The following is a 20,075-nucleotide window of genomic DNA, read 5'->3' on the forward strand; positions in this document are numbered from 1 at the left end:
CGACGACATGCGAAATTTCGAAATGCCGGGAAGATCAATAGCTGTCGGCCGCAATGGAATGGCAGCAACATCGCATCCTGTGGCGACTTTGACTGCGATCGATATCCTCAAAGCCGGCGGCAAGGCGATCGACGCTGCGGTGGGGGCCTGTGCCGTGCAATGCGTGGTCGAGGCCGGATCCACCGGCATCGGCGGTGATTGTTTTGCGCTGCTCGCATCCAATGGCAATGATGATATCGTTGCCTATAACGGCTCCGGACGCACGCCGGCTGCGGCGCATTTCGAGTGGTATCAGGACAAGGGGATCACCTCGATCGAGCGATCGTCGCCGCATGCGGTGACCGTTCCCGGTGCGGTGGATGCATGGGCGCGTCTGGTCGCCGATCACGGAAGGATGCCGCTTTCCGAAATTCTCGCCCCCGCAATAGCGTTGGCGCGCGACGGCTACGGGATCACGCCGCGAGTTGCCGCCGACATCTCCAATCAACGCGAATTGTTGCTACGCGATCCTTCGACGCGCCGCATTTTCCTGGCCGATGACCAGGTCCCCTCTGTCGGATCGGTTCAACGACAGTCGGAATTGGCCCAAACGCTGGAGACGATAGCAGCCCTGGGGCGTGACGGCTTCTATCGCGGCCCGGTGGCGGAAGACATGGTGGCGCGGCTGAATTCGCTTGGCGGGCTCCATACGCTTGAGGATTTTGCATCTGCCGCCGGCGAATATGTGAAGCCGGTCAGCGCGATCTATCGAGGCTGGACGGTGCACGAATGCCCGCCGAACGGGCAGGGCATCATCGCTCTGATGATCCTGAAGATACTTGAGCGTTTTGAACGCAAGGGCGATCCGCTCGGCGCCGATAATCTGCACGTCGAAATCGAAGCAACCCGACTGGCCTATGCAGCCCGCGATCGGTGGATAGCCGACACCGCGGTATCGGATGTTCCGGTCGAATTCCTGTTGTCCGATGAACTCGCCGATAGTCTTGCCGCCAAGATCGACATGAATGAGGTTGCCGACGCCACGGCGGCTCTCGACGGTGCCGAGCATGCGGACACGGTCTATATTTCGGTTGTCGACAAGGATCGAAATGTTGCGAGCTTCATCAATTCGATCTTCCATTCCTACGGAAGCGGTTTGATGGCGCCAAACTCAGGCGTGTTGTTCCACAACCGTGGGCAGAGCTTCAGTGTGAAACCGGGCCATCCGAACGCGATAGGGCCGCGCAAGAGGCCCATGCACACGATCATCCCGGGATTGGTGACACGCCACGGGAAAGCTGTCCTGTCGTTCGGCGTCATGGGCGGGCACTATCAGGCAACGGGCCATGCCCACTTCCTCTCCAAGCTGTTCGATTTCGGTCTGGATATCCAGAGCGCCATGGACCTACCTCGGCTTTTTCCACTCCCAGGCACGGCGACGGTCGAGGCAGAAGGACTCCTTCGCTCCTCCATCGGTCGCAATCTCGAAGCGCGCGGTTTCAAGGTTGTCGCTCCGAATTGGGCGATTGGCGGTGCCCAGGCGATCTGGATTGACGATCAAAACCACACGCTGCTGGGAGCTTCCGATCATCGAAAAGACGGTTGTGCGCTTGGCTACTGACAGCAATGGAGAGTGACATGTCGGGATATCCGGATACCCAACTTTACATCAATGGCCTGTGGCGGGACGGCTCGAACGATCACCTCACCATCGTCAATCCCGCTTCGGGCGAGGTCATCGGCCGCGTCTCGAACGCGAGCAGCAGTGATCTCGACGAAGCGCTTGCGGCGGCGGCTGCCGGCTTTGAACAGTGGCGGCATGTAAGTGCCTTCGAGCGGTCAAAGCTCATGCGCCGAGCTGCCGAGATCCTTCGCGACCGTTCGGCGGCGATCTCGATAATGATGACGCTGGAGCAGGGCAAGCCGCTGGCAGAGTCCAAAGCGGAAACGGCGGGGGCCGCCGACATTATCGATTGGTTTGCCGAAGAGGCTCGCCGTAGCTACGGCCGCCTCATCCCCCCGAGAGCGACCAATGTCAGACAAATGGTTGTCAAGGAGCCTGTCGGTCCGGCGGCCGCCTTCAGTCCCTGGAATTTCCCATTGAATCAGGCGGTGCGGAAAGTCTCGGCAGCCCTTGCAGCTGGCTGCTCAATGATATTGAAAGGGCCGGAGGAGACGCCGGCAAGCTGCGCCGAACTTGTTCGCGCCTTCGCCGACGCCGGGCTGCCAGCGGGCGTCCTCAATCTGGTTTTCGGAATTCCGGCCGATATTTCAAATCACCTCATCCCGCATCCCGTCATCCGCAAAATCTCCTTTACGGGATCGACCCCGGTTGGGAAGCATTTGGCTTCGCTCGCTGGCGCCCACATGAAGCGCGTCACGATGGAACTCGGCGGCCATGCGCCGGCACTCGTTTTCGATGATGCCGATATCGATCTTGCGGTCAGACTATTGGCTGGTGCGAAGTTTCGAAATGCCGGGCAAGTCTGCGTGGCTCCCACGCGGTTCCTCATCCAGGAACGCGTTTTTGAAAAATTCCTCGACGGCTTCATCAAGGCGGCCGAGGCAGTGAATGTCGGCGATGGATTGAGCGACGGCACGACAATGGGACCGTTGGCCAACGCGCGAAGGGTCGAAGCGATGGAAGCGCTGACCGCTGACGCGGTGATGCGCGGCGCGAGGATTGCAACCGGCGGCAAACGGATCTGCAATCTCGGCAACTTCTTCCAGCCAACGGTTCTGACCGACGTTCCACAAGACGCGCGCGTGATGAACGAAGAACCCTTCGGTCCGATGGCGATCGTCAGCGCATTTTCGGATTACGGTTCTGCCATTGCCGAAGCCAACCGCCTGCCATACGGGCTGGCGGCTTATGCTTACACGACTTCCGCGAAGACGAGCGCCGACCTTGCCCGCGACATCGAAAGCGGCATGCTTTCTATCAACCACCACGGACTGGCGCTCCCCGAGCTGCCATTCGGCGGCATCAAAGATTCCGGTTACGGCTCGGAGGGCGGGGCCGAGGCGATGGAAAGTTACTTCAATACAAAGCTAGTGACCGAAGCGACATAATCCGATTTTGCGCGCAGAGGGCCCGGAGAAAACATCAAGAGACGTACCTAAAATAGGTGGAAGGGTACAATGTCAGCGTCAAAAAAAAATCCTAAAACAGGTGTGCTCGGCGCCGAACTGGAAACTGCTTCTGTCCCGGTGCCGTGTGACAAAGCGCAACAAATTGCGTGCGACCATTATGGCCTTTCTGGTCGCGCAACATGGCTGTGGGGCGAGAAGGACAGTAATTTTCGCCTGATGCTCGAGGATGGCACGGCCTATCTTTTAAAAATTCTCAATCCTGCAGAGGATCCTCTTGTTACCTCCATGCACAGCTTAGCGCTCTTACATGTGGAGGAAGTGGATCCGGGAATTCCGACCCAGCGTATCATTCACACACGTGACGGTGCCGCGGATTTTCGCTTTGTGGCGGACGACGGCAGCGAACGCGGCGTACGTATGGTCACGTTCGCGCCGGGCGTTGCTCAACGGATTGCGCCACAGTCTCCTTTGCAGCGCCGGCGGGTTGGGGCAATGCTCGGGCGTTTGCAAAAAGCCTTGAAGAGCTTTTCACATGAGGCCGCATCGCATCGCATCACCTGGGATTTGAAACATGCGGTAGGGATGCGTGAGGTTCTGCCGACATTTTCTGATGTCCATCAGCGAACACGCCTCGAAAATGCGATCAGCGAGTTCGAGGAGGCGATCGTGCCTATCATGAACACGCTGGATGCCCAAGTCATCCACAACGACTTCAACATGGAAAACATCCTTGTCGATACGACAATGCCGGATACGATCACCGGCATCATTGATTTTGGCGACATGGTGCACGCTCCGACGCTTTTCGACGTGGGTGTCGCTGCTGCCTATCAGATCGGGGATGAATCTGATCCGATAGGAGCGATGTGCGATCTTATCGGGGGATATCGCATCGAATGTGCCCTGTCCGATGCCGAAATCCTCCTCATCTACAAGGCAGCGGTCATGCGGTTGGTGATGCGGCTTTGTATTCCGAGATGGCGCGCAGGGCTGTTCCCCCAGCACGCTCAGCGCCTGACTGCGCAAACTGCGAGCGTTTGGGCGCAGTTGGCACGCCTTGACGCAATTCCAAGAACCGTCGCTATCGAAAGACTGCGCCAAGCCAATCGGTGATCAAAAGCATGAAGAAAAACGTTTCCCACAAACCGAGCGCACCAATGGTCAACGGGTTCGACTCGGCACGGCTCGGCAGCCTGCCGGAACGAGAGCGCAAGATGATCGAGCGCCGACAGATGTTACTCGGATCGTCGTATCGGCTCTTCTATGAAAATCCAGTCCATATCACCAAGGCCAAGGGCGTATGGTTATGTGGACCGGACGGAGAAGCCTATCTCGACGCCTATAATAACGTGCCGTCGGTCGGTCATTGCCACCCGCACGTTGTGGAGGCAATAAGTTACCAGGCATCGCAACTCAATACTCATACACGCTATCTGAACGAGCAAATCCTCTCCTACTCAGAAAGGCTTTTGGCGACATTTCCGGCCGAACTCGACCGTGTCATGTACACCTGCACTGGAAGCGAGGCGGTCGATCTAGCCCTCCGGTTGGCCCGCCATTATACAGGTGGTACCGGTATCATCATTACGGAGAACGCCTATCATGGCGTTACGGCCTCGGCGGCGGAAATCTCGCCGTTGCTTGGGGACAGCGTACCCCTTGGTCAGCATGTTCTGACAGTGCCGGCGCCCGACACTTATCGCGCCAATGATCGCGATGTCGGCGCGGCATTGGCAGACGACGTCACTAAAGCGATCGGCCACATGCGCCGCCGGGGTATCACGCCAGCCGCCTTTATCGCCGATAGCATCTTTTCTTCGGATGGCGTTTTTGCCGATCCGCCCGGTTTCCTCAAACCCGTCGTGGATGTCCTGAAAAAAGCTGGCGTGCTTTATATCGCTGACGAGGTGCAGCCCGGCTTCGGGCGAATAGGCACAAACATGTGGGGTTTTGCGCGTCACGAAGTCGTCCCGGACATTGCAGTGACCGGCAAGCCGATGGGTAACGGAATGCCAATCGCAGCGGCCATTATGAAGTCGGACATCCAGGAGAGTTTCGGCCGAGGTATACGTTACTTCAACACATTTGGGGCCAACAACGTTTCTTTGGCTGCTGCCTCGGCTGTACTTGACGTTATCGAGAACGAAAATCTTATGCAAAATGCGCGCAAGACAGGGGACTACCTGCGCGCAGGAATGAAGAGCCTGAAAGAGACCTTCGCTTCGATTGGAGATGTACGAGGGAGCGGTTTGTTTCTCGGATTGGAGTTTGTACGCAATCAAAACAGCCGCGAGCCAGATAGCGCCCTCGCGCTGAAAGTTGTTAGCGAGCTTCGTGATCGGCGTGTGTTGATAAGTGCCTCAGGACTGAATGGCAATGTTCTCAAAATTCGGCCGCCGCTCCCCTTCTCTCGCGAAAATGCTGACATGCTGCTCAACGCATTGCAGGATGCCCTTGTCGAAATAGAACGCGAGGGCTGAGGATGGCGGCTCTGCTGCAAAAATATTGAGACCGGTAACTTCTCTGGGGTCATGCGGCGGATGTTCCTTTGTGTCGAGATTTCACCCAACTTTCGTTTCGTCATGACTTGCTTGAAGCCGATATCGCAAGTTCGTCAACGGCATCTTTCGGGGCGCAAGCCGGTTGGTCAGACCACGCCCACACCTGAAACGCATCGCTTTCACCCGGCGTCAACTCAAGCGGCCAGACGATGTTGCGGCCCTCATCAGGATAGAACTCCTGATAGGCCAGCATGTTAGCGAGAAGCATCCGGCCGAGAGTGGCGCCGAGGTCATAGAGCGACATGCGAAAGCAGCTGAGTGAGGGCTGCAGGAATCGTGCACGCGGAGCGTCGCGGAAGCCGATCACCGCGATGTCGCGGCCAGGTATCACACCCGATTCCATCAGCCGGCGGTAGAGGCCGATTGCCATCAATTCGTAGATCAGGATCACTGCCGTCGGCCGCTCTTCCAGCAGCAGCAATTCATGCGCCGCCTGATAGCCGCCCTGTTCGCTCGACTTGACACGAATGACGAGCGAAGGGTCGAAAGTGATATCGTGCCGCTCGAGCGCGCGGCGATAACTTTCGAGAAAGACATAGCCGAGATTGACCTCGCTCGACGGCGCGGTGATGGCGATCCGAAGGTGACCGCGCGCGACCAGGCGTGCGACAGCACGGTCGGCGACACCTTCGAAATCGAGATCGATCCAGGGGAAATTGCCTGGGGAAAGGCTGCGGCCGACCGCAATGAAGGGGATTTTTGCCCGCGACAAAAGATCGATGCGCCGGTCTAAACGCTGCGTATTGGAGATGATCATCGCATCGACGATACGGCGAGCGACGATCCGTTTCAGATATTCGTGCGGATCCTCATCGCTCGGGCAGGGCAGCATGACCAGATCGAGCTTGTGGCGGGCAAACACACTTTGCAAGCCGCTGGTGACGCCGATGAAGAAGTTGTCGGCATTTTCGACCGCCTCCGTGCTGGATTCGATCATTAGCCCGATGACTTTCGTCTCTCCCTGCCTGAGACTCCGTCCCGACTGGTTGGCGACGTAGCCCAGTTCCTCGGCTGCGGCCAGAACGCGCCGGCGGGTTTCCTCGTTGACATCGGGCTTGCCGTTTAGCGCCCGGGAGACCGTGCCGATTGAAATATCCAGGTGTTCGGCAAGCTGGCGAATCCCCTTCATCGGCTGCGTTTTCCCTCCCATCAGCAATTTCGCATTTGGCGTCTCTTGACATCGCAAAATGTTTCCGCCAACATTCGTAAACGTTTACGGAGTGCGTGTCACGAGGAGAGTTGACACCATTCCCCGGAGGAAATCGTGAAATTCAGTGCCATTCTGTGCGGGTGCGGAGCTATGTCCAAAGGTTGGTTGCGAGCCATCGCTTCCAACCCTCAACTGGCTGATGCCATCACCGTCGTCGGCCTCGTCGACCTGAACCGGGAGACGGCGGAAAAGCTCGCCGCCGAGTTCGGTCTTGAAGGCGCCGTCATCGGCTCGGATCTGTCCGAGGTCATCGCCGCCACCAGGGCCGATCTGGTCTTCGACATCGTCATTCCGGCGGCCCGTTACGACGTCGTTTCGACGGCGCTGAAAGCCGGCTGCCATGTGCTCAGCGAAAAGCCGATGGCCGCCTCGCTTGCTGAGGGCGCGGCGCTGATCGATCTTGCCACCGAGACCGGCCGCATCCACGCCGTCATCCAGAACCGACGCTTCATCTCGGGCGTCAGGCGCCTGCGCCGCTTCGTCGACAGCGGCGCGATCGGCGAACTCACCGGCATCCATTGCGACTTTTTCCTGGCGCCGCATTTCGGCGGCTTCCGCGAAGGGATGGACAACGTTCTGCTTCTCGACATGGCGATCCACACCTTCGATGCGGCCCGCTACGTAGCCGACCGGAAGCCACTCGCCGTCTATTGCGTCGAGCGCAATCCGAAGGGCTCCTGGTACAGGCACGGGGCCTCGGCCAATGCAATCTTCGAATTTTCCGACGATGTCGTCTTTACCTATCGCGGCTCCTGGTGCGCCGAAGGCGAGCGCACCAGCTGGGAAAGCCAGTGGCGGCTTGTCGGCTCGAAGGGCATGCTCACCTGGGACGGCGAAGAGAATTTCAAGGCGGCCGTCGGCGGCGAGGAGCCCGGTCTTTTGCGCGGCTCCGCTGTCGTAGACGTTCCCGGCCCGGAACATGACGAGCAGACCCATGGGCACGCCAGCGTCATTGCCGATTTTATCGAAGCGATCCGCACCGGCAAACAGCCGGAAACGGTCAATTCCGACAATATCAGAAGCCTTGCCATGGTCTTCGGCGCGATCGAAAGCGCCAAGACCGGCCGGCGCATCGAAATTTCAGCATAGGATGACGTGACGTGAGCAACCCCGCAAAATCCATTCGCATCGGCACCATGGTCAGTGGCAACAACGGCGATGCAGCAACCCGCATCGGCGAGATCGCCGGCATGGGCTTCGAAAGCTTCGAACCCTTCTTCTGGCAGACGACCAAGGGCCAGAACCTTGCCGAACTCGGCAAGCGCTGCCTCGATGCGATCGGCGACCGCGACATCACCATCTCGACGCTCGGCATGTTCGGCAATCCGCTGGAAGAGAACGCAATCGACCTGGAGACGCTGCAGGGATGGAAGGATTGCATCGACAACGCCCATCATTTCGGCGCCACCTGCGTTGCCGGCTTCACCGGCCGCATCCGAGGCAAGCCGCTGACCGACAGCCTGCCGCGCTACAAGCAAATCTGGAGCGAGCTTGCCAAACGCGCTGCCGACAAGGGCATTAAGATCGCCTTCGAGAATTGCGCCATGGACGGCAACTGGGCAAGCGGCGACTGGAACATCGCCCACAATCCCGATGCCTGGGAACTGATCTTCAACGAGACGCCTGACGAGAATATCGGCCTGGAGTGGGAACCCTGCCATCAGATGGTTTATCTGATCGACCCTTTACCGCAGATCCGCAAATGGGCGCACAAATTCTTCCACGTTCACGGCAAGGACGCGACCATCCGCTGGGAGGTCATTAAGGAACACGGCATCTTCGGCAAGGAGAAGTTCGTCTTCATGCGCACGCCGGGCTTCGGGGACAGCAACTGGACCGACATCATTTCCGAACTGCGCCTCGCCGGCTGGTCCGGCTCGATCGACATCGAAGGTTGGCACGACCCGGTCTATCGCGATGCGCTCGAAATGACTGGTCAGGTTCACGGGCTCAACTATTTGAAGAAATGCCGGGGCGGAGATTTCGTTGTTGATCCCTGATCGACCGCCTAGGGTAGGGCGCCGCCGGGCTGGGAGGCCCGACTGCGCCATGACTGACTAACTTGGTCTTTTCGCGGCGCAGCCGCTTTTTTGGGAGGAAAGCATGAAAAGAATTGCAAGACTGGCGCTAGCGCTCGGCACGGCGATGCTGATGACATCGACCGTCCATGCCGAACAGAAGACATTCAAGATCTGGTGGTTCGAGGAGCCGACCACGGCTCAGGGCATTGTCTGGAAGAAAGCGCTCGAAGAGTTCCAGACGAAACATCCGGATATCACCGTCAGCTTCGAGCAGAAGACCTTTCAGCAGTTGCAGGCCTCAGGCGGCATGATCCTCAATTCCGATCAGGCCCCCGACGTGCTCGAGTACAACAAGGGCAATGCGACCGCCGGCTTGGTTGCAAGCCAGGGATTGCTGACCAATCTGGATGACTATGTGAAGAAGGAAGGCTGGGACAAGATCCTTAACGAAGGCGATTTTGTCCTAAGCCGTTATGACGAAAAGGGCATCTATGGCTCCGGCCCTGTTTGGGGCGTCTCAGTCTTCGGCGAATATGTTTCGTGCTTCTACAACATTGACATGTTCGAAAAGGCAGGCCTCAAGCCGCCGACGACGCTCGAAGAGTGGGTCGCTGGCATGGAAGCCTTCAAGCAGAAGGGTCTCACGCCTCTCGCGCTCGGCGCCATCGACACCAGTGGCCAGCACTTGCTTGCCTCTCTCGCCTATACCAAGGCCGATGACGCCTGGGTCCAGAATTATCAGGGTTTGAAGGCCCCCCTCGACGGCGCGCCCTATCTCTATGCGGCGCAGACATTGGTCGACTGGGTCGGCAAGGGCTACATCAACAAGGACTCCACGGGCATGAAGGACCCGGACGCGGCTCTGCTCTTTACCTCCGGCAAGGCGCCGATGTACGTCTCTGGCACGTGGAATCTCGGCACGTTCGCGTCGACCATCAAGGACTTCAAGTGGGGCCAGTTCGTCATTCCGACGCCGAAATATTCGGTCGGCTCGACTGGCAATCTCTGGGTCGTTCCCAAGGGTAGCAAGAATCCGGATCTCGCCGCAGAGTGGATCAGCCTGACCTTGTCGCCGAAGTACCAAGCTGAACTCGGCAATGCCGGCGGCGTGCCGATTGCCGCTGATCTTTCCGCCATCACCAACCCCATCGGCAAGAACGCCGCAGCGGTTTTCAAGCAGATCTCTGACAAAAGCGGCCTCGGCTTCTATCCTGACTGGCCGGTCCCCGGCTACTACGACGTGCTCAATCAGAAAGACACCGGTCTCTTCCAGGGCAGTCTGACTGCCGAACAATTCGTCGAACAGATCAAGCAGGTTTACGACGACGCGCAGGAAAATCAGTAGCGCGACCCTGAATGCTGGGCTGCGCCTCTGGCGCAGCCCCTTATGGGAGGCTGAAGGAAGAATGATATGGCCATATCCAGCCAGCGATGGAGCGACGGTTCACCAAGCTATAGCCTTTACCTCATCCCGGGGGCGATCGGCTTCATTCTAATCGTGCTCATACCGCAGCTTGCTAATCTCGGGCTGAGCTTCACGGCATGGAAAGGCGTTGGCACGCCGCGACCGGTCGGTCTGCAGAACTATTCTCGCCTGCTTACGGACGACCAATTCTGGGGATCGATGTATCACACGCTGCTGTTCATCGTCTCGATGACCGTGATACCGGTGTGCATCGGCCTGGTGCTGGCCGCTCTGCTGTTCGACTACGTCAGGGACCAGTTCGGGGAATGGGTCTCGAGCTTCTTCAGGGCCGGTTTTTACTTGCCGCAGATTCTGCCCGTAACGGTCGCGGGCGTCCTCTGGGGTTGGATTCTCAATCCCGTCGGTGTCATCAACATCACGCTAAAGTCCATCGGCCTTGATAATCTGGCCCAGAACTGGATCGGCGATGCGACATACGCGCTTGCCGCCGTCTCGCTCGTCATAGTCTGGATACAGGTCGGCTATTGTCTGGTGGTTTTCATGGCTGGTCTTTCGCGCATCGACCCTTCTCTCTACGAGGCTGCCGAGCTCGATGGGGCAAACTGGTGGAGCCGGCTGGTGACGATCACCATTCCACTTCTGGCGCCGGAGATTTTCGTCGTTGTGCTGACCACGCTGATCGCCGCGCTTAAAGTGTTTGCGCCAATCTTTGTCATCACCGCGGGCGGCCCCGACAATTCCACCCTGGTGCCATCCTATCTGACTTACTACCACTTCTTCACAACGCAACGCGTCGGCTATGCTGCAGCCATCGCGGTCGTGCAAACAACTCTGACGATCGGTTTGGCTGTGATTTTTCTACGCTTCCAGAGCCAACAGGAGGCGAAGGAATAGTTCATGGCTTACTCAGTTCTCAGCGATGGTACGACCAAGACAAGGGCGACGGCGGCAGCCGATCGCGCGCGACGCGATCCGATGCGGTGGGTGGTGCTGGCCATCCTTATTCTACTCCTCGCCTTGACGCTCTTTCCGTTTTTCCTTGCTCTGCTCAACGCCGTCAAGGCGAGCGCCGAATACGCAGTCGGCGGACCGCTTTCAATTCCTCGGTCGATCGATCTCACGGCGATCGAGAAATTCTGGACGGTGTCTGATTTCAGTCGCAAGCTGCTCAACAGCCTAGTGATCAGTCTCGGTGTGTCGGTGTTGGGGGTACTGATAAGCCTGTTCAACGCCTATGCGATCGGGGTCGGCAAGGTGCCGGGTTCACGCGTGATTTTGGTGGTCTTTCTTCTCGGCATCATGGTGCCGCAGGAGTCCATCATCTACCCGCTTTACTACATGGCGAAAGCGAGCGGCCTCTACGATACGCAGCTTTCCGTGATCATCATTTTCGCGGTCCTGCAAAGCGCCTTCGGGACTTACCTGCTCTCGACCGTGCTGAGTACCTTTCCCAAGGAAATCCTCGAAGCGGCGGAGATGGATGGCTCGACCCACTGGAAAACGCTGTGGTTCGTCGTCGTCCCGATGCTGAGGCCGACGCTCATGGTCCTGGGAACCTTCTTTTTCATCTGGACTTGGAACGAATTCTTGATCCCGCTCGTCATGCTGGTGTCCAACAACAACCAGACAGTCTCGGTCGCCATGGGCCTGACCCGCGGTCAGAACATGTCGGACCCGGTGCTGCAGGCCTCGGCGGCTTTCCTGGGTATAATACCGACCGTGATCTTCTTCTTGATCTTCCAGCGCACGCTAACGCGCGGCATCGCCGCCGGAGCAGTCAAATGACCATGTCTTTCACGCTTAGCTATCTCATCGGTCCCGGCTGGGGACCAGCAAGGTTTTCGGTATGAGCCAGGACATCCAAATCGAACTCTTGGGCATCGAGAAGCACTACGGCGCCTTTCACGCGCTTAAGAACGTCAACCTTTCAATTCCCAAGGGCACGTTCGTGGCGCTGGTCGGTCCGTCCGGATGCGGCAAGTCCACGTTGCTCCGTTCGCTTGCCGGGCTGGAAAAAATTACCGGCGGCACGCTGAAGATTGCCGGCAAGGTGATGAACGACGTGCCGCCGCGGTCGCGCGATATCGCCATGGTTTTTCAAAGTTACGCCCTCTATCCGCATATGACGGTGGAACAGAACCTGACCTATTCGCTAAAAATGCACGGCGTCCCTAAAGCTGAGGCAAAACAGAAAGCCGAGGAAGTCGCTGTCATCACCGGTCTTTCCCGGCTGCTCGACCGTTATCCGCGCCAGCTTTCCGGAGGCCAGCGCCAGCGCGTCGCCATGGGCCGCGCCATTATCCGCAACCCCCAGGCCTTCCTGTTCGACGAGCCGCTTTCCAACCTTGATGCCGCGCTGCGGGTCTCGATGCGCAAGGAAATCCGGTCCTTGCACGACCGGCTGGGCGCCACCTTCGTCTACGTTACCCATGATCAGGTCGAAGCGATGACCATGGCCGACCATGTGGTGGTGATGCGCGATGGCATCATCGAACAACAGGGCGCGCCGCTCGAACTCTACGACCGGCCAGCCAACCGGTTCGTTGCCGGTTTCATCGGTTCGCCGGCAATGAATTTCATTCCCGCGATCGCCGCGGAAGACGGCAAGAGCCTGATCCTGGATTTCGGGGCGGTGAAGCAGAAGCTTCCAATATCGCGCGCCTTAGAGCCCGGGCGCAAGCTCGTTGCCGGCATCCGGCCGGAGCATATCAGCGTCGTCGCACCTGGAGAGGGCAGTTTCGACGTGCTGATCGCCTTCGTCGAATCGACCGGCTCGTCGACCTTCATTGTCGCGGAGACCCAGCCGGAGCTGACCATCGTCGAGACCCGCCGCGACAGGGTCAAGGCGGGAGACATGATCGGAGTTTCGGTCGATCCGGACCAGATCCATCTCTTCGACGCGTCGACGGACCACGTCATATAAAGGCACCCAAGCAGTCTGTCCGCTTGCATTGTCACAAATCGAACCGGTTGACGCCTTCGAGCCAAATCTCAAAAAAGCACCATCGGCGGCAGGCTGCGTGACAAGCTCGAGCCAACGATCGCCTGAGGGCCGTCGGTCGAGCCTCGATCGGCTAAGAAAACCATAGCCCGTATATTCATCGCTGTTGACAAACGCCCGCAATCGATATTGTCTTGTAAAGCGCTTTACTAAACCGCTTTACAATAGGTCCAGTCGATGGCCAGGGGAACGACACCAAGCTTGAAGGACGTTGCGGCGGCGGCCGGTGTGTCGGTTACCACCGTCTCCCGTTTCGTCAACGGCAGCCTTGATCTTCCCTTTCAGACCAAGAAACGCATCGAGGATGCGATCAAGACGCTGAACTACCGGCCAAACCCGCATGCGCGCCGCTTAAGCCGGGGGCGCTCGGACACAATCGGCCTCGTCGTTCCCGATATCGCCAACCCGTTCTTCGCGACCCTCGTCGCCGCCGTGGAGCAATCGGCCGATGAAAAGAAGCTCGCCGTCTCATTGCATGCCACCCTCAACCGGCCGGGACGCGAGATCGAATATCTGCAGCTGATCGAACGCAATCACGTCGACGGCCTGATCTTCGTCACCAACCATCCTGATGACGGCGCGCTTGCCGCACTCATTAACGGCACCGGCAAGGTCATCATCGTCGATGAGGACATTCCCGATTCGAAGGCGCCGAAGCTGTTCTGCGACAATGAACAGGGTGGTTATCTCGCTGGGGAGCACCTGGCCGCGCAGGGCCACAGCCATGTCCTGTTCATCGGCGGCGACGAGCGTATGATCAGCGCTCGCAGGCGTTATGATGGCCTGCTGAAGGCGCTCAGGGAACGGCATGGTGGCGGGGCCCGAGCCGACCGCTATGCCGGCGAATATACGATCGAATACGGCCGTTCCGCTGCGCTCGACTACCTCTCAGGCGATCGAAAAGCGACCGCGATCTTCGCCAGCTCCGACGAGATCGCCATCGGGCTGGTCGAGGTCTTCAGAAGCCAAGGCGTCTCGATCCCCGATGACATCTCGGTCATCGGCTTCGACGATGTCGGTCCGCTTCATCTTTTTGCGCCGCCGCTAACGGCCATCCGCCAGCCGGTGCGCCAGATCGGGCGGCGGTCGCTGGAGCTGCTTCTGGAAACCAATTGGTACGAGTGGAAGCCATCCGCGTCTGAGGAACTGGTGCCTGTCGAAATCGTGGTGCGGAACTCCGTTGCGCCGCCTGCGAAATAACAATCCGCAACGTCAAAAAACCAAAAGAGGATGAGAACATGACACTGAATTTGACAAGACGGACGATAATCGCAGCCGCCGGCTTCACGGCATTGACCTTCATTGGCCTGTCCGGCGCTCAGGCGGAGGAAAAGAAGACCGTCGCACTGGTGCAAATCAACCAGCAGGCGCTTTTCTTCAACCAGATGAATGAGGGCGCCCAGAAGGCGGCCGACGCCGCCGGCGTCAAGCTGGTGATCTTCAATGCCAACAACGAAACGACCGCGCAGAACAGCGCCATCGAAACCTACGTCCAGGAAAAGGTCTCCGGCCTGGCCGTCGTGGCGATCGACGTCAACGGCATCATGCCGGCGGTCAAACAGGCGGCCGATGCCGGTATTCCTGTAGTCGCCATCGATGCCATCCTGCCGGAAGGCCCGCAGAAGGCGCAGATCGGCGTGGACAATGCCGCGGCCGGCGCCGACATGGGCAAATACTTTCTCGACTACGTCAAGGCGAACATGGGCGGTAAGGCCAAGCTCGGCGTCGTCGGCGCGCTGAACTCCTTCATCCAGAACATCCGCCAGGACGGCTTCGAGAAGACGCTCAAGGGCGTCGACGGCATCGAGACGGCCGGCGTCGTCGACGGCCAGAACATCCAGGACAACGCCCTTGCGGCGGCTGAAAACCTGATAACCGCCAATCCCGATCTGACCGCGATCTACGCCACCGGCGAACCGGCCTTGATGGGCGCGATCGCCGCCGTCCAGAGCCAGGGCAAGCAGGACAAGATCAAGGTGTTCGGTTGGGATCTGACTGCCGAAGCCATTGCCGGCATCGATGCCGGCTTCGTCGTCGCCGTCGTCCAGCAGGATCCAGCTGCCATGGGCGCTGCCGCCGTCGACGCGCTCGTTAAGGCCTCGGCTGGCGAGGCCGTCACCAAGACGATCTCGGTGCCGATCACCATCGTCACCAAGGAGAATGTCGAGCCGTACCGGGCCGTCTTCAAATGATCGGCAACGGACAGCATGATATCGCTGTCGCCCGTTCCGGAGGGGTTGCGCCCTCCGGAACAGGAACACCCGGCAGCACCCGATCCGATCCGCGTATCTCGCTGCGCGGTATCCGCAAGTCCTTCGGGTCGCACCAGGCCCTGCGCGGCGTCGATCTAGACATCTTCCCCGGCGAGTGCCTGGGCCTCGTCGGCGACAACGCCGCCGGAAAATCGACCCTGACGAAAATCATCTCGGGAACCTACATTCCCGATGGCGGAACGATCACCATGGAAGGCGAGGAGGTCCGTTTCTCCGGCCCTGCGGATGCTCGCGGCAGGAACATTGAAATGGTGTTCCAGGATCTCAGCCTCTGCGACCATATCGATGTCGTCGGCAATCTCTTCCTCGGCCGCGAGCTCAGCCGCGGGCCGTTTCTCGACACGAGGACGATGCTGTCCGAAGCCCGCAAGATGCTGGATTCGCTTGAGATACGCATCCCGAGGCTGACCGGCAAGGTCGCCCAGCTCTCCGGCGGGCAGCGCCAGGCGATCGCGATCGCACGCGCCGCCTCCTTCAAGCCGAAGGTGCTGATCATGGACGAGCCGACATCGGCGCTCGCGGTAGCCGAGGTCGAAGCGGTTCTCGCATTGATCAACCGCGTCAAGGCAAACGGGGTTTCAGTGATCCTCATTACTCACCGGCTTCAGGACCTATTCAGGGTCTGCGACCGCATTGCGGTGATGTACGAGGGCACGAAAGTGGCCGAGCGGCAGATCGGCAGCACCAACCTCGAGGATCTGGTCCATCTGATCGTCGGCGAAGGAGCCAGGCAATGACGGCTTACACGGAACGCGGCCACGGCTCTCGCGCCGCCGATTTCCTCGGCGAACATGCGCAGGTCCTGTCGATCGCCATCTTCTTCCTGGCCTGCATGATCTTCTTCTCGGTCGGCAGCGAGACCTTCTTCACGCTCGGCAATATCCTGAACATTGTCCGCCAGGCTGCCCCGATCCTGATCGTCGCCATCGCCATGACCTTCGTCATCATCACCGGCGGCATCGATTTGTCGGTCGGCTCGCAGGTCGCGCTCGTCAATGCCGTCGCGGCGATCGTCATGGCGATGGGGATTCCGTGGCCGTCCGTCGTTATCGGCATGATCGTGCTCGGCGCCTTCATGGGGCTGGTCCAGGGCTGGTTCGTTGCCTATCAAGGCATTCCGGCCTTCATCGTGACGCTCGCCGGCTTGTCGATCCTGCGCGGTCTGGCGCTCTACCTGACCCAGGGCTATTCCATCCCGATCAAGGATGCGCCCGGTTTCTTCGCGCTCGGCCGGGGCGAAATCCTGAGCTTCCCAATCCCGGCGATCATCGCCCTCGTCATCGCCGTTCTCGGCTATGTCGTCATCATCGCGACGAAATACGGCAGGCAGGTCGTGGCGGTCGGCTCCAACATGGAAGCGGCGCGGCGTGTCGGCATGCCGGCCAAATGGATCATCGCCTCGGTCTACATCATCTCCGGCATCGCCTGCGCGGTCGCTGGCCTGCTGATCGCCGCCAGACTCGGCTCCGGCTCGTCCAATGCCGCCGTTGGTTTCGAGTTGCAGGTGATCGCGGCGGTGGTGCTCGGCGGAACATCGTTGATGGGCGGGCGAGGCACTATCCTCGGCACCGTACTCGGCACGCTGACCATCGCCGTCATCGGCAATGGCCTGATCCTGATGCACATATCGCCCTTCTTCACCCAGATCGTCACCGGCGCCATCATTCTCGTCGCCATCTGGCTGAACACGCGCATCTTCACGGCCAATTTCCGTTTCGGGCTGAGCAGGAAAGGATGAGCCGATGAGCGAACCGACAGCAGAGCGCCTGTCCGAGGCGCATGTCCGCTCTGGCAGGGTGATGACTGTGACCGGCCCCGTTTCGGCGGATGCGCTCGGCGTTACGCTGATGCACGAGCATATCCTCAATGACTGCCGTTGCTGGTGGCATGCGCCGAAGACGCCGGAGCGGCAATATCTGGCAGAAAGCTTCGTCTGCATGGAGATCCTCGGCGAACTTCGACAGGATCCCTTCGTCAACAAGCACAATATCACGCTCGACGACGAACATCTGGCGATCTGCGAACTCAAGGATTTCGCCACGGCGGGCGGCCGCACGGTGGTGGAGCCGACCTGCAAGGGCATCGGCCGCGATCCGCTGGCGCTCCAGCGCATCTCGAAAGCATCCGGTCTCAACATCGTGATGGGGGCGGGCTATTACCTCAGCTCCTCACATCCGGAAAGCGTCGCCGCAATGAGCGTCGATGACATCGCCGGGGAAATCGTCCGCGAGGCAAGGGAAGGCGTTGACGGTACCGGCGTCAGGATCGGCCTGATCGGCGAGATCGGCGTCTCCTCGGATTTCACCGCCGAGGAGGAGAAGTCGCTGCGCGGTGCTGCACGGGCGCAGGTGCTGACCGGGCTTCCCCTGATGGTGCATCTGCCGGGCTGGTTCCGTCTTGGCCACCGCGTGCTCGACGTGGTGGCCGAAGAGGGGGCGGATCTCCGCCACACCGTCCTTTGCCACATGAATCCGTCGCATGACGACATTGCCTATCAGAGCGAGCTTGCCGAGCGTGGCGCCTTCATCGAATACGACATGATTGGCATGGATTTCTTCTATGCCGATCAGCAGGTGCAGTGCCCGAGCGACGAGGAGGCCGCGCGCGCGATCGTGCGCCTGATCGAGGCCGGCTATCTCGACCGGATTCTTCTGTCGCACGACGTCTTTTTGAAGATGATGCTGACGCATTACGGCGGCAACGGCTACGCCTATATCATTCGCCACTTCCTTCCCCGTCTTCAGCGGCACGGCCTCGACAGGACGGCTCTCGACGAGATGATGCGCAGCAATCCGCGCCGCGTCTTTCATGCCGGAGCCTAGCTCCATCCATTCAATCGATCACAGGTAAACGCAGACCATGACAAAAAAAATCCTCCTTGTCGGCGAGAGCTGGGTCAGCTCCGCCACGCATTACAAAGGCTTCGATCAGTTCGGCAGCGTCACCTTCCATCTCGGCGCCGAACCGCTGGTCAAGGCGCTCGCTGGCAGCGCCTTCGAGCTCACCTATATGCCGGCGCATGAGGCAGTAGAGAAATTCCCCTTCGAGATGGCGGGGCTCGACGCCTATGACGCCATCATTCTCTCCGATATCGGCGCCAACTCGCTGCTGTTGCCGCCGGATGTATGGCTGCATTCGCGCACGGTGCCGAACCGCCTGAAGCTTCTGAAGGTGTGGGTGGAGAAGGGCGGCGGCCTCCTGATGGTCGGGGGATATTTCTCCTTCCAGGGCATCGACGGCAAGGCGCGTTGGCGGCGCACTCCGGTCGAAGACACGCTGCCCGTCACGTGCCTTCCTTATGATGACCGCATCGAAATTCCCGAGGGAACTGTTGCCGAGGTGGTGAAGCCGGAGCATCCGACGATGAAGGACCTCGAAGGTGCCTGGCCGATGCTTCTCGGCGTCAACGAGGTCGAGCCACGAAACCGCGCGGATGTCGAGGTTGTCGCGCGCTTGCCGGAGGATCAGGGCGGCCATCCGCTGCTGGTCGTCGGCAGGCACGGTGCCGGCCGCACGGCGGCCTGGACATCGGACATCGGCCCGCACTGGCTCTCGCCTGCTTTCTGCGAATGGGAAGGCTACGGCCGGCTCTGGAAAAACATCCTCGGTTGGCTCACCGAAAAGCAGGCATGATTCTACCTCGCGGCAGGAATTGGAAAGGGAATGACATGCAGGAAATTTCGGACAGGCCGTCCAACGCCATTAGGGACATTTTCGGCAGGGACAGGGTTCTGATCGGCATGATCCATTGCCCGGCCTTTCCAGGCGCGCCGCGTTACAGGGGTGCGGCAATGGATGCGATCTACGATGCGTGCATGCGTGACGCCGAAGCCTGCGTGGAAGGCGGCCTGCATGGGCTGATCATCGAAAACCACGGCGACGTACCATTCTCGAAGCCCGAAGATATCGGCCCGGAAACGACAGGTTTCATGTCTGTCGTCTCCGACCGGATCGCGCGCGTGGCCGGCGTTCCGCTCGGCATCAACGTGCTGGCCAATGCGCCGATTCCAGCCTTCGCCATTGCCATGGCAGGTGGGGCCAAATTCATCCGCGTCAATCAATGGGCCAATGCCTATGTCGCCAACGAAGGCTTCATGGAGGGCAGGGCGGCTGAAGCCATGCGATACCGCTCGTTGCTGAGAGCCGAGCACATCAAGGTCTTCGCCGACAGCCACGTCAAACATGGAAGCCACGCCATCGTCGCCGACCGCTCGATCCAGGAACTGACGCGCGATCTCGCCTTCTTCGATGCCGATGGCGTCATCGCCACCGGCCAGCGGACCGGCAATTCGGCAACGATGGAGGAGATCGAGGAAATCGGCGCGGCCACACATCTGCCGCTGCTCGTTGGCTCCGGCGTCAACAAGGACAATATCGTCGATATTCTCAGCCGTACCAATGGCGTCATCGTCGCGTCCTCGCTGAAACATGGCGGCGTCTGGTGGAACCCTGTCGATATCGAGCGCGTGCGCGCCTTCCGCGCCGCAGCCGAACCGGGTCTGAAGGGCTGA

Annotated in this window: 18 protein-coding genes; 17 read left to right on the top strand and 1 reads right to left on the bottom strand. The window is 59.6% G+C overall.

The window, feature by feature from the left end; translation table 11 throughout:
• Nucleotides 1-7 precede the first annotated feature (7 nt).
• From ggt to RLEG4DRAFT_RS60855, 4 genes are all read left to right on the top strand, one after another.
• A complete protein-coding gene (gene ggt, locus RLEG4DRAFT_RS60840; protein WP_003576510.1) occupies nt 8-1,600 on the top strand; it encodes a gamma-glutamyltransferase in 1,593 nt (530 codons plus the stop codon).
• A 17-nt stretch (nt 1,601-1,617) separates the two neighbouring features.
• Entirely contained in the window at nt 1,618-3,051 is a 1,434-nt protein-coding gene (locus tag RLEG4DRAFT_RS60845) for an NAD-dependent succinate-semialdehyde dehydrogenase (RefSeq protein WP_003576508.1), read from the top strand.
• A gap of 69 nt (nt 3,052-3,120) precedes the next feature.
• On the top strand, nt 3,121-4,185 hold the full coding sequence (locus RLEG4DRAFT_RS60850; protein ID WP_003576507.1) for a phosphotransferase: 1,065 nt from the start codon (nt 3,121-3,123) through the stop codon (nt 4,183-4,185).
• Between the two features lie 44 nt (nt 4,186-4,229).
• Nucleotides 4,230-5,552 carry an aspartate aminotransferase family protein gene (locus tag RLEG4DRAFT_RS60855; RefSeq protein ID WP_003576505.1) on the top strand — a complete coding sequence of 441 codons (1,323 nt, stop codon included), beginning with the start codon at nt 4,230-4,232 and terminating at the stop codon, nt 5,550-5,552.
• A gap of 100 nt (nt 5,553-5,652) precedes the next feature.
• Here the strand turns inward: RLEG4DRAFT_RS60855 and RLEG4DRAFT_RS60860 are convergent, their stop codons facing one another.
• Nucleotides 5,653-6,762, bottom strand: a complete 1,110-nt coding sequence (locus RLEG4DRAFT_RS60860) for a substrate-binding domain-containing protein (RefSeq protein ID WP_051040883.1) — start codon at nt 6,760-6,762, stop codon at nt 5,653-5,655.
• A gap of 135 nt (nt 6,763-6,897) precedes the next feature.
• Here RLEG4DRAFT_RS60860 and RLEG4DRAFT_RS60865 point away from each other — a divergent pair, with 135 nt between their 5' ends.
• The 13 genes from RLEG4DRAFT_RS60865 (at nt 6,898) to RLEG4DRAFT_RS60925 (ending at nt 20,075) form a co-directional block, all read left to right on the top strand.
• Nucleotides 6,898-7,932 carry a Gfo/Idh/MocA family protein gene (locus RLEG4DRAFT_RS60865; protein ID WP_003576500.1) on the top strand — a complete coding sequence of 345 codons (1,035 nt, stop codon included), beginning with the start codon at nt 6,898-6,900 and terminating at the stop codon, nt 7,930-7,932.
• Nucleotides 7,933-7,943: 11 nt separating this feature from the next.
• Entirely contained in the window at nt 7,944-8,843 is a 900-nt protein-coding gene (locus RLEG4DRAFT_RS60870; protein WP_003576497.1) for a sugar phosphate isomerase/epimerase family protein, read from the top strand.
• A 103-nt stretch (nt 8,844-8,946) separates the two neighbouring features.
• Complete coding sequence (locus RLEG4DRAFT_RS60875) at nt 8,947-10,209, top strand: ABC transporter substrate-binding protein (protein ID WP_003576493.1); 1,263 nt, start codon at nt 8,947-8,949, stop codon at nt 10,207-10,209.
• Nucleotides 10,210-10,275: 66 nt separating this feature from the next.
• Nucleotides 10,276-11,184 (top strand): carbohydrate ABC transporter permease, encoded by a 909-nt coding sequence (locus RLEG4DRAFT_RS60880; protein ID WP_003576492.1) that lies wholly within the window; start codon nt 10,276-10,278, stop codon nt 11,182-11,184.
• A 3-nt stretch (nt 11,185-11,187) separates the two neighbouring features.
• Entirely contained in the window at nt 11,188-12,075 is an 888-nt protein-coding gene (locus tag RLEG4DRAFT_RS60885) for a carbohydrate ABC transporter permease (RefSeq protein WP_003576489.1), read from the top strand.
• 61 nt (nt 12,076-12,136) lie between these two features.
• Nucleotides 12,137-13,213 carry an ABC transporter ATP-binding protein gene (locus RLEG4DRAFT_RS60890; RefSeq protein ID WP_003576487.1) on the top strand — a complete coding sequence of 359 codons (1,077 nt, stop codon included), beginning with the start codon at nt 12,137-12,139 and terminating at the stop codon, nt 13,211-13,213.
• A 255-nt stretch (nt 13,214-13,468) separates the two neighbouring features.
• Nucleotides 13,469-14,491 carry a LacI family DNA-binding transcriptional regulator gene (locus RLEG4DRAFT_RS60895; protein ID WP_003576486.1) on the top strand — a complete coding sequence of 341 codons (1,023 nt, stop codon included), beginning with the start codon at nt 13,469-13,471 and terminating at the stop codon, nt 14,489-14,491.
• A 38-nt stretch (nt 14,492-14,529) separates the two neighbouring features.
• Nucleotides 14,530-15,483, top strand: coding sequence for an ABC transporter substrate-binding protein (locus RLEG4DRAFT_RS60900; protein WP_003576483.1), 954 nt, complete (start codon nt 14,530-14,532; stop codon nt 15,481-15,483).
• Nucleotides 15,480-16,301 (top strand): ATP-binding cassette domain-containing protein, encoded by an 822-nt coding sequence (locus tag RLEG4DRAFT_RS60905; protein ID WP_003576481.1) that lies wholly within the window; start codon nt 15,480-15,482, stop codon nt 16,299-16,301. Before RLEG4DRAFT_RS60900 ends, RLEG4DRAFT_RS60905 begins: the two co-directional genes overlap by 4 nt.
• The gene (locus tag RLEG4DRAFT_RS60910) at nt 16,298-17,302 is read left to right on the top strand and encodes an ABC transporter permease (RefSeq protein WP_003576479.1); all 1,005 of its coding nucleotides are present in this window, start codon (nt 16,298-16,300) and stop codon (nt 17,300-17,302) included. The genes RLEG4DRAFT_RS60905 and RLEG4DRAFT_RS60910 overlap by 4 nt, the downstream gene beginning before the upstream one ends.
• A 4-nt stretch (nt 17,303-17,306) precedes the next feature.
• Entirely contained in the window at nt 17,307-18,386 is a 1,080-nt protein-coding gene (locus RLEG4DRAFT_RS60915; protein WP_003576477.1) for a phosphotriesterase family protein, read from the top strand.
• Between the two features lie 37 nt (nt 18,387-18,423).
• Complete coding sequence (locus tag RLEG4DRAFT_RS60920; protein WP_003576475.1) at nt 18,424-19,197, top strand: glutamine amidotransferase; 774 nt, start codon at nt 18,424-18,426, stop codon at nt 19,195-19,197.
• Nucleotides 19,198-19,232: 35 nt separating this feature from the next.
• Nucleotides 19,233-20,075, top strand: a complete 843-nt coding sequence (locus RLEG4DRAFT_RS60925) for a BtpA/SgcQ family protein (RefSeq protein WP_003576473.1) — start codon at nt 19,233-19,235, stop codon at nt 20,073-20,075.

This window comes from Rhizobium leguminosarum bv. trifolii WSM2297 (genome assembly GCF_000271845.1).